8 protein-coding genes are annotated in these 10,357 nt (G+C 71.6%); 3 read left to right on the forward strand and 5 right to left on the reverse strand.

All coding sequences use genetic code 11. From position 1 onward, the window contains the following. Nucleotides 1–18: 18 nt before the first annotated feature. The 4 genes from AC2H6A_RS14630 to AC2H6A_RS14645 all read right to left on the reverse strand — a co-directional run bounded on the left by AC2H6A_RS14630 (nt 19) and on the right by AC2H6A_RS14645 (nt 4,662). Complete coding sequence (locus tag AC2H6A_RS14630; RefSeq protein WP_484274337.1) at nt 19–276, reverse strand: hypothetical protein; 258 nt, start codon at nt 274–276, stop codon at nt 19–21. A 137-nt stretch (nt 277–413) separates the two neighbouring features. Next, nucleotides 414–1,361: a tripartite tricarboxylate transporter substrate-binding protein gene (locus tag AC2H6A_RS14635; protein ID WP_484274338.1), complete on the reverse strand. Its 948-nt coding sequence runs from the start codon at nt 1,359–1,361 to the stop codon at nt 414–416. A gap of 35 nt (nt 1,362–1,396) precedes the next feature. Beyond that, entirely contained in the window at nt 1,397–2,581 is a 1,185-nt protein-coding gene (locus AC2H6A_RS14640) for a CaiB/BaiF CoA transferase family protein (protein ID WP_484274339.1), read from the reverse strand. Nucleotides 2,582–2,583: 2 nt separating this feature from the next. Next, the gene (locus AC2H6A_RS14645; protein WP_484274340.1) at nt 2,584–4,662 is read right to left on the reverse strand and encodes a molybdopterin oxidoreductase family protein; all 2,079 of its coding nucleotides are present in this window, start codon (nt 4,660–4,662) and stop codon (nt 2,584–2,586) included. A 157-nt stretch (nt 4,663–4,819) separates the two neighbouring features. On the opposite strand from AC2H6A_RS14645, the gene AC2H6A_RS14650 reads away from it, so the two are divergent. Both AC2H6A_RS14650 and AC2H6A_RS14655 read left to right on the forward strand, forming a co-directional pair. Beyond that, the gene (locus AC2H6A_RS14650) at nt 4,820–6,055 is read left to right on the forward strand and encodes an MFS transporter (protein WP_484274341.1); all 1,236 of its coding nucleotides are present in this window, start codon (nt 4,820–4,822) and stop codon (nt 6,053–6,055) included. Between the two features lie 58 nt (nt 6,056–6,113). Next, nucleotides 6,114–7,754 (forward strand): MFS transporter, encoded by a 1,641-nt coding sequence (locus AC2H6A_RS14655; RefSeq protein WP_484274342.1) that lies wholly within the window; start codon nt 6,114–6,116, stop codon nt 7,752–7,754. Nucleotides 7,755–7,842: 88 nt separating this feature from the next. Here AC2H6A_RS14655 and AC2H6A_RS14660 read toward each other — a convergent pair whose 3' ends face one another. Then, the gene (locus AC2H6A_RS14660; RefSeq protein WP_484274343.1) at nt 7,843–9,270 is read right to left on the reverse strand and encodes an aldehyde dehydrogenase family protein; all 1,428 of its coding nucleotides are present in this window, start codon (nt 9,268–9,270) and stop codon (nt 7,843–7,845) included. Nucleotides 9,271–9,472: 202 nt separating this feature from the next. Between AC2H6A_RS14660 and AC2H6A_RS14665 the strand changes: the two genes are divergently transcribed. Then, nucleotides 9,473–10,357, forward strand: an 885-nt coding sequence (locus tag AC2H6A_RS14665; RefSeq protein WP_484274344.1) for a CaiB/BaiF CoA transferase family protein, incomplete at its 3' end; no start/stop codon positions are given.

Raw genomic sequence — 10,357 nt, forward strand, 5'->3', positions numbered from 1 at the left:
GCCGCCGGCCCTGCCGGTTCAGGTCTTGCGCCGCTGTCGCTGTGACTTCTCGCGCCGATCGAGTCCCTCGGGCGCGGGGATCTCGCCGGCGGCGACCGCGTCGAGCAGCCATTGGCGGATGGCATCCACACCCGGCACCGGCCCGGGCACCGGAGGACGCGCCACGCGCACCGCAACCCGCACCTCGTTGGCGACCTCGAGCAGCGTGAGGCCGGGCTGATCGGCCCACAGCCGGGCGGCGTGGGCAAGGCAGATCTTGCGGACAGGATTGGCCATGAGCGTCTCAGGCCGGCGCCGGCTCGGGCGCGGAGCACCCTGCCACGGCTCGCAACCCCGCCGGCCAGAGCAGGCAGCTCCCGGCCCGCGGCGATGGGACCAGGCGTCGGCTGTCGGCGTCGCTCGCGCTCATCGCCTCACTCCAGCTTGGCGCCGGAGTCGCGCACCGCGCGCTCCAGATCGCGTGCGCCCTCGCGCAACTGCGCGGCGAAGGCCTCGGGCGAGGCGCTGGTGGCCACATCCATGCCCTGGCTGGCGACCCGCTCGCGCACACCCGGACGGGCCATGGCGCGCGCAGCCGCCTCGTGCAGGCGACGCACCACCGCCGGGGGCGAGCCGGCCGGCAGGTAGAGACCGAAGGAGAAGCTCGCGTCATAGCCCGGGAGGCCGGCCTCGGCCGCGCCCGCAATGCCGGGGATCGCCGGCGAGGCGGCCGCGGTGGTGAGCGCCAGCGCCCGCAGCCGTCCGGCCTTGATGAGGTTCATGACGGTGGGCGGGGTGGCGAACATCACCTGGGTGTCACCGGCGATGGTGGAGGTGGCCGCCGCCGCGCCGCCCTTGAACTGCACGGTGATGAACTTCACCGCCGCTGCGGCCTCGAACTGGGCGCTGGCCAGATGCGGCGTGGAGCCGTTGCCGGAAGCGGCCGACGCGAGCCGCTCGGGGTGGGCGCGGGCATGGGCGATCAGCTCGCGCAACGAGCGCACCGGCAGCTCGTTGTTGACGCAGATGATCATCGGCCCGACCGCGAGCTGGCTGATCGGCACGAAGTCGCGGTTGCCGTCGTAGCCCAGGCGCCGGTAGAGGGCCGCGGTGAGCGCAAAGGGCCCGGCCACCAGCACGGTGTGGCCGTCGGCCGGCGCGCGGGCCACCAGCTCGTTGGCGATGGTGCCGCCGGCGCCGGGCCGGTTCTCGACCAGCACCTGCACGCCGAGCTCGCGACCGAGCTCATCGGCCGCCACCCGGGTGATGAAATCGCCCGAGCCGCCGGGCGGATAGCCCACCACCAGCCGCAGCGGTTTCGCCGGCCAGGCGGCCGACTGCGCACGGCCTGCCGCCGCGGGCAGCGCCGCGAGCGCAGGCAAGGACCGCAGGAGGCGTCGGCGGTGGGTGCGCATGCTCAGAGAATCACCCGGCCGCCGCGCAGCAGCGCGATCTCGGCCTCGGACACGCCGATCTCGCGCAGCACCTCGTCGGTGTGCTCGCCACGCTCGGGCGTGGCGGTGGCCAGCGCGGCCGGCGTGCGCGACAGGCGCACCGCCTGATTGAGGATGTTGAGCGTGCCCAGCCGCGGATGACTCACCGGTGCGGCCGCGCCGAGATGCTTCACCTGCGGGTCGGCAAAGACCTCGTCCATGCGATAGATGGGGCCGCAGGGCACGCCCGCGTCGTTGAGCCGGCTGACCCACTCGGCGCTCGGCCGCGTCTGCAGCGCCGTCTCGATCTCGGCGGCGAGCGCGGCCCGGTTGGCGGCGCGGTCGTCGGCACGCCGGAAGCGCGGATCGTCGGCAAGCTCGGGGCGGCCGATGGCCTCGCACAGCCGCAGCCACATCACGCTGCCCGAGGCGGCCACGTTGATATGGCCGTCGGCGGTGCGATAGGCCGAGGTGGGCATGCTGGTGGGATGGTCGTTGCCCACCTGCGGCGGCACCTGGCCGTCCATGGTGTAGCGGGCGGCCTGAAAGTCGAGCAGCGTGATGCCGGCCTGCAGCAGGTTCGACTGCACCCACTGCCCCTCGCCGCTCACCTCGCGCTCGAGCAGCGCGGTCATGATGCCCAGCGCGGCGAGCAGCCCGGCAGTGACATCGGCCACCGCCGCGCCGGCCCGCAGCGGGCCCTGGCCGGGGAAGCCGGTGACCGACATGATCCCGCACAGGCCCTGCGCGATCTGATCGAAGCCCGGCCGGTCGCGATAGGGGCCGTCCTGGCCGAAGCCCGAGATGCTGGCCAGGATGATCCGCGGGTTGATCGCCCGCAGCGAGGCATAGTCGATGCCCAGCCGGTCCTTCACATCGGGCCGGTAATTCTCGACCACCACATCGGCGGTGGCCACCAGACGACGGAAGATGTCGCGGCCGGCGGGCGCCTTCAGGTCGAGGGTGATCGATCGCTTGTTGCGGTGCAGGTTCTGGAAGTCGGAACCATCGCGGGCACCGCCGAGATCCTCGTCGCCGGGGGTCTCGACCTTGATCACATCGGCGCCGAAGTCGGCGAACTGGCGCACGCAGGTAGGCCCGGCGCGCACGCGGGTGAGATCGAGGATGCGCAGCCGAGCGAGTGCGGGAGAGGCCTGGATTCTTGCCATGGTCAGTTCGCCTTGCGAAGCCAGACAGCGGTGTCGTGGAAGGCCGCGCCGCCATTGGGATAGCCGGGTTCGGCCGAGGTGAGCAGGTTCACGCCCATGCCGCCCGAGAAGTGGCGGTTGGGCCAGATGCCCTCGAGCACCACCACCGAGCGCTGCTGCCCGCCCTGGGGGCGGGCGTGCACGGTGATCTCGCCCTGCCGGTTGCCGATCACCACCGGGTCGCCCTCGGCCAGGCCCAGTTCGGCGCAGACCTCGGGGTGGATCAGCGCGGTGGGACGCTTCTCGCGCTGCAGGGAACCCGGGGTCTCGGTGAAGGTGGAGTTGAGGAAGGTGCGCGCCGGCGCGGCGACCAGCCGGTACGGTCGCTGCGCATCGGTCTGGTCGATGACATCGAAGTGGTCGGGCAGCGTGGGCATCTCGCGCCAGCGCCCCCCCATGCGCGACCAGTCGGGTCTGAAGCGGAAACGCCGGTCGGGCCAGGCGAAGCCATCGAGGAAATGCGCGGTCTCGAAGGGCAGCGCGCAGTCCTGACCGCCGCGCTCCCAGTTGGTCTGCGCATCCCAGAGGCCGGAGCGGCGCAGGGTCTCGTCCATGATCTCCCAGGCACTCATGCCGAAGCCCGGATGCTCGGCACCCAGCCGGCGGGCGAGCTCGCAGATCACGAAGTGGTTCTCGCGGCACTCGCCCGGCGCCTCGACCACCTTGCGCGCCACCTGGAAGGTGGTGTGGCCCGAGGCGGTGTAGAAGTCATCATGCTCGAGGAACATGGTGGCCGGCAGGACGATGTCGGCGAAGGCCGCGGTCTCGGTCATGAACTGCTCGTGCACGCAGGTGAACAGATCCTCGCGCGAAAGGCCCTCGTGCACCTTGCCGAGTTCGGGGCAGACCACCGCCGGGTTGGTGTTCTGCACCAGCAGCGCGGTGACCGGCGGGCCGCCAGCGAGCGCATCGGGATCTCCGGTGAGGATGGGGCCGAGGCGTGACTGGTCGAGCGCGCGCACCGAGGTGTCGACCCGATCGAGACCCTCGATGAGGCTTCGGTCGAGCGGATAGATGCCGGTGTGGCCGTAGACCGCTCCGCCACCGCGCCGCTGCCAGGCGCCGACCACCGCCGGCAGGCAGCTCACCGCGTGCATGTTGACCGCGCCGTTGCGCTGGCGCGAGAAGCCGTGATGGGCGCGGATGAAGGGCGCCTTCGCGCGGCCATACAGACGCGCGAAGGCGATGATGTCCTCCGCCGGCAGGCCGGTGATCTGCTGCGCCCACTGCGGGCTGCGCTCGCGCAGGTGGGCGGCGAGCGCGTCGGGCGCGTCGGTGTGGGCACGCAGGTAGTCCCAGTCGGCGAAGCCCTCGGCAAACAGCACATGCATGACCGCGCAGGCGAGCGCGCCATCGGTGCCCGGCCGCACCGGCAGATGCAGGTCGGCACGCTCGGCCGTGCCGGTGCGGTAGGGATCGATCACCACCAGCATGGCCCCGCGCTTCTTGGCGGCCATGGCATGGGTCATGACATTGACCTGGGTGTTCACCGGGTTGCCCCCCCAGATCACGATCAGGTCCGAGTGCTCGCCGGCCTCGCGCAGGTCGACGCCGCGCTTGGCGCCGGTGCCGGCGATCCAGCCGTTGTCGGCCAGCGCCACGCAGATGGTGGAGTGCCAGCGGGAATAGCCCATCACATGACGCAGGCGGTTGATGCCATCGCGCTGCACCAGGCCCATGGTGCCGGCGTAGAAGTAGGGCCAGACCGTGGCCGCGCCATGCGCCTGGGCACGGGCGATGAAGGCCTGCGCCACCTCATCGAGGGCCTGCTCCCAGCTGATCGGGCGGAACTGGCCGCTGCCCTTGGGGCCGTCGCGCTTGAGCGGGCGGGTGAGGCGGTCGGGGTGATGGATGCGCTGGGCGTAGCGGGCCACCTTCTCGCAGATCACGCCGGCGGTGTAGGGGTTGCGCTGCGAGCCGCGCACCCGGCCGATGGTGTTCGCATCGAGCCGCTCGACCTCGAGGGCGCAGGTGCTGGTGCAGTCATGCGGGCACACCGAGGGCACGATCTCGATGGCGGACCTGGCGGGGGAAAGGCTCATGCTGGGCGATGGGTGAGGGCGGATGGATGACGCGCGCCGGCGTCGCGCTCGCGGGCTGCGCATGCGCAGCCCGCAGCATAACCGGCCCTTGACGGGACGGCAGCGGCCTTGCCGGAGACGGTGATGCGAGACAATGCGACTTCGCCGGAGATTCCGTTTGACCGACCCGTCCGATCCGCGCACGCCGCTGGCGCCGAGCGCTGCCGCGCCCGACGCCAACCCCGCGCGGGCGATCCGCCTGCTGCCCCTGCTGGCCACCGGCGCCTTCGCCAGTCAGGCGTCGATGCGGGTGGTTGATCCGATGCTGCCGCAGCTCGCGAAGGACTTCGGCACCGGCATCGCCGAGCTCTCCGGCGCGATCACCGCGTTCGCGGTCGCCTACGGCCTGATGCAGCTGGTCTACGGCCCGATGGCCGACCGGCTCGGCAAGCTGCGGGTGATCACCTGGGCAACCCTGGCCGCCTGCGTGCTCTCGGGCGCCTGCGCGCTGGCCACCGGCCCGGTCAGCCTGGCCGTGCTGCGGCTGCTGAGCGGCGCGGCCTGCGCCGGGCTGATCCCGGTATCGCTCGCCTGGATCGGCGACAACGTGCCCTACCATCAGCGCCAGCTCACCCTCGCGCGCTTCATGATCGGCTCGACCCTGGGCGTGGTGGTCGGGCAGATCGCCGGCGGCGTGTTCGCCGACACGCTGGGCTGGCGGATGTCCTTCCTTGCCCAGTCGGTGGTCTTTCTCGCCGTGGCGATGGCCCTGCTGCGCGTGCTGCGCCGGGGTCAGGCCGATGCGCCGGCGTCGGGCGCGCAGGCCGGCGGCAACCCGCTGCGTGCCTTCGGCGCGGTGCTGCGCGAGCGCTGGGCGCGGATCATCCTGGCCCTGGTGCTGGTGGAGGGCGCCCTGAACTTCGGCACGCTCGCGCTGCTGCCTTCCTGGCTGCACGAGGCCCACGGCCTGGCGCTCTGGCAGACCGGCATGGCCGCCGCCGGCTACGGCGCGGGCGGCCTGACGGTGGCGCTGCTCGGGCGCTGGCTGGTGGCCCGGCTCGGCGAGCGCGGCATGGCGCTGGTGGGCGCCATGGTGCTTTGCGCGGGCACGCTCAGCACCGGCGGCCCCCACTGGGCGCTCGAATCGCTCAAGTGCGCCATCACCGGCGCCGGCTTCTTCATGATGCACAACACCCTGCAGACGCTGGCCACGCAGATGACGCCGAGCCAGCGCGGCACCGCCATCTCGGCCTTCGCGCTGTCGCTGTTCATCGGTCAGTCGGCCGGGGTGGCGGTGGTGGCACGCCTGGGCCAGAGCATCGGCTTCGAGCGGGTCAAGACGGTCAACGGGCTCGGCCTGCTCGCCCTGGGCCTGGTGCTCACCGCCCTGCTGCAGCGGCGGGCGCGCAGCTGACCCCGAGGGCGCAGCCGGCTCAGCGTCGCCCGCCAGCGGCAGCGCCTACAATCACGGGGTGAGTTTTCGTCTGCCCGCCCGCCTGCGCCTGGGGTTCCGGGGATCGCCGCTGCGTCACGCGCCGTTCCGGCACTACTACCTCGGCGGCCTGGGCGTGTCCCTGGGCTTCACCATGCAGGCAACCATGGCCGCGTGGCTGATGGCCACCCTCACCCCCTCGGCGCTCATGGTCGCCCTGGTCCAGACCGCGAGCACGGCGCCCGCCCTGCTCTTCGGTCTGGTGGCAGGCGCGCTGGCCGATCTCTTCGAGCGCAGGCGCATCATCCTGATCACCCAGAGCGTCGCCCTGGCCAGCATGGCCATCCTCGGCCTGACCACCCTGGCCGGCCTGATCGGGCCGGGCATCCTGCTCGCGCTCACCTTCCTGATCGGCTCGGGCTTCATGCTGGCCACGCCGGCACAACAGGCCAGCGTCAACGAGCTGGTCTCGCGCGAGGAACTGCCGCGGGCAGTGGCGCTCGGGGCGGTCTCGTTCAACATGGCGCGTGCGGTGGGCCCGGCGCTGGCGGGCGCGATCGCCGCCTGGCTGGGCTCGGGCAGCGCCTTCCTCGCCGCAGCGGCCTGCGCCCTGCCCTTCATCCTGGTGGTGCGCGGCTGGAAGCCGCGCGAACCCTCGCTGCCCGGGGTACCCGAGAAGCTGCTCTCGGGCGTGCAGAGCGGCCTGCGCTTTGCCCGTCACACCCCGGCGATGCGCGCCCTGGTGATCCGCAATGTCAGCTTCTGCCTGGGGGCGAGCAGCTTCTGGGCGCTGCTGCCCGTGATCGCACGCGACCAGCTCGAGATGGGCGCGGGCGGCTTCGGCCTGCTCTCGGCCGGCTTCGGCCTGGGCGCGGTGGCCGGCGCGCTCTGGATCCCGCAGCGTCTCAAGCGCATGGATCTCGACACCGTGGTCAGCCGCGGCGTGCTGCTGTGGATCGTCGCCGCCTGCGTGGTGGCGGTCTCGCACATCACCGTGATCGCGCTGGCCGGCGCGGTGGGTGTGGGCATCGCGTGGGTGAGCGTGCTGGCCGGGCTGTCGGCCGGCACGCAGAGCACCGCGCCGGCCTGGGTTCGGGCGCGCGCGGTCTCGGTCACGCTGGTGGCGGTGCAGGTGAGTCTGGCCCTGGGCAGCGCCTGGTGGGGACTGGTGGCCACCCTCGCCGGTACCCAGGTGGCGCTGGCGATCTCGGCAGTGGCCATGTTCGGCCTGCATCTGCTGAACCGGCGCTTTCCGGTGAGCCTGGGCACCGAGGCCGAGGTGACCACCGGGGTGCAGCTGCCCGATATCGCCATGGCGATCGAGCCGCTGCCGCATGACGGCCCGGTGCTGGTGCAGCTCGACTACCGGATCGACCCCGACAACGAGGCCGGCTTCCTGCGCGCGATCCACGCGGTGGAGCCCACGCGGCGGCGCAACGGCGCGGCAAGCTGGCGGGTCTACCGTGATGTCGGCGAAAGCGGCCGCTTCGTGGAGCGTTTCGTGATCGCGTCCTGGGCCGAGTATGTCCGCCTGCGCCTGCGCATGACGGTGGCCGACCGCGAGGTGCAGGAGCGGGTGGCGCTGTTCCAGCGTGAAGGGGTGCCGGTGCGGGTGTCGCGGCTGATCGGGGTGAACCCGCAGGATGCGCCCCCCGACGAACGGGAGTCGGCGATCAGCTAGGACGGGGCGGCGGCGCCGCCTCGGGCCTGCGATCTCGCCGCCCGGCGCGCGCGCCGGGCGGGGCATGCAGCCCCGCCCGCCGGCAGGCTCAGGTGCCGTAGCCGGCGATCGCCTTGACCTCGAGGTACTCCTCCAGGCCGAAGCGGCCCCACTCGCGGCCGTTGCCCGACTGCTTGTAGCCGCCGAAGGGCGCACCACGCTCGTTGGGCGAGCCGTTCAGGTTGACATTGCCGGCACGGATCTGACGGGCCACCTTGCGGGCCCGCTCGACCGAACCAGCCGACACATAGCCCGCCAGACCATAGGGCGTGTCGTTGGCGATGCGCACCGCCTCGTCCTCGTCCTGGTAGCCCATGATCGAGATCACCGGGCCGAAGATCTCCTCGCGCGCGATGGTCATCTCGTTGGTGACATTGGCGAAGACGGTGGGCTTCACGAAGTAGCCCTTGTCGTAGCCATCGGGACGGCCGGGACCACCCGAGACCAGCGTGGCGCCTTCCTCGATGCCCTTGCGGATCAGGGCCTGGATCTTCTCGTACTGGATCGAGGACACCACCGGGCCGATGTTGGAATCGGCCGCGCGCGGGTCACCGCAGCGGGTCTTGTCGGCCACGGCGCGGGCGATCGCGATCACCTCGTCCATCTTCGACTGCGGCACCAGCATGCGGGTGGGCGCGTTGCACGACTGGCCCGAGTTGTTGAACACATGGGCCACGCCACCACCGACCGCCTTCTGCAGGTCGGCGTCATCGAGGATGACATTGGGCGACTTGCCGCCGAGTTCCTGGCTCACCCGCTTGACCGTGGTGGCCGCGCGCTGCGCGACATCGATGCCGGCGCGGGTGGAGCCGGTGAAGGAGATCATGTCGATGCCGGGATGGCCGCTCATGGCCGCGCCCACTTCCTGGCCCAGGCCGTTCACCAGGTTGAACACGCCCGCCGGCACACCCGCCTCGTGGAGCACCTCGGCGAAGATCAGCGCCGACGAGGGCGTGAACTCGGAGGGCTTGAGGATCATGGTGCAGCCCGCGGCCAGCGCCGGAGCCACCTTGCAGGTGATCTGGTTCAGCGGCCAGTTCCAGGGGGTGATCATGCCGACCACGCCGATCGGCTCGCGCACGACCATGGCCGCGCCGAGCTGCTCCTCGAAGTGGTAGTTCTTGAGCACGTCGAGCGTGGAGACGATGTGGCCCAGACCGGCGCCGGCCTGCACCTTCTCGGCAAAGCCCAGCGGGGCGCCCATCTCGTCGGAGATGGCCGCGCCGATGTCCTTCATGCGCGACTTGTAGACCTCGATGATGCGGGTGAGCAGGGCCACGCGCTCCTCGCGGCTGGTCTGCGAGAAGGTCTCGAAGGCGCGCCGCGCGGCGGCCACGGCCTTGTCCACATCGGCGGCCGAACCCAGCGCGATGTCGTACATCGCCTGCTCGGTGGCCGGGTTGACGACGGGACGGCTCTTGGGCGCGACCGGGTCGACCCAGGCGCCGTCGATGTAGAACTTCATGCGTTGAACCATCGGATCCTCACTGTAGAACGGCAAAAACCGGCTGTAGAACGCCGCGCACGCGGCGTGGCGACGGACGCGGATTGTGGCATGAGCCCGATCCGGCCGGCGGGGGCCTGGCAGCCCCGGCGTGTCGATCAGGCGCGATCGGCGTGGCCGGCAAGGGCGCGGCCTGCCATCATGCCGCGCCAGCCCTCACCAGGAGCACCCCGCCATGGACAAGGCCTTCGCCGGACTTCGGGTCATCGACTTCACCACCACCATCGCCGGCCCGCACTGCAGCCGCTTGCTCGCCGACATGGGCGCCGAGGTGATCAAGATCGAGGCGCCGGAAGGCGACATGATGCGCACCCGCCCGCCGCTGCGCGCCGGCGCGAGCACCGCCTTCGGCCAGCTCAATGCCGGCAAGAAGAGCGTGGTGCTCGACCTGAAATCACCGGCTGCGCAGCAGGCCGCCCGCACCCTCGTGGCCGGCGCGGACATCCTGCTCGAGAACTTCCGGCCCGGCGTGATGAAGCGGCTCGGGCTCGACTGGGAGAGCCTCGCCCCGCTGAACCCGCGCCTCATCTACTGCGCCATCTCGGGCTACGGCCAGACCGGCCCCTCCTCCCAGCTGCCAGCCTATGCGCCGGTGGTGCATGCCGCCGCCGGCTATGACCTCACCCACCTGCGCTACCAGGAAGGCCGAACCCGGCCCGACTACTGCGGCATCTTCGTGGCCGATGTCGCCTCGGGCGCCTATGCCTTCGGCGGCATCGCCGCCGCGCTGCATCAGCGCCATGTGACCGGTCGCGGCCAGTTCGTCGATGTGTCCATGCTCGAGACCATGCTCGGCTTCACGCTCACCGAACTGCAGAGCGCGCAGTTCGAGGTGCCGCCCATGGGGCGGCCGATGTTCGGGCCGCTTGCCTGCGCCGACGGCTACCTGATGGTGGCGGTGGCCAGCGAGAAGACCTTCCAGTCGATGTGCGAGGCCGCCGGCCATCCCGAGTGGGCCCGGGATCCGCGCTTCGCGGCCTACACCGACCGGCGGGTGAACTGGGGCCAGTTCATGGACCTGGCCGAGGCCTGGTCGGGGGTGCTGACCATGGCGCAGTGC

This window comes from Quisquiliibacterium sp. (genome assembly GCF_982640115.1).

Coding starts and splice junctions, on each gene's coding strand:
- AC2H6A_RS14640 (WP_484274339.1), bottom strand. CDS start 2,581: ATGGCAAGAATCCAGGCCTCTCCCGCACTCGCTCGGCTGCGCATCCTC.
- AC2H6A_RS14660 (WP_484274343.1), bottom strand. CDS start 9,270: ATGGTTCAACGCATGAAGTTCTACATCGACGGCGCCTGGGTCGACCCG.
- AC2H6A_RS14645 (WP_484274340.1), bottom strand. CDS start 4,662: ATGAGCCTTTCCCCCGCCAGGTCCGCCATCGAGATCGTGCCCTCGGTG.
- AC2H6A_RS14630 (WP_484274337.1), bottom strand. CDS start 276: ATGGCCAATCCTGTCCGCAAGATCTGCCTTGCCCACGCCGCCCGGCTG.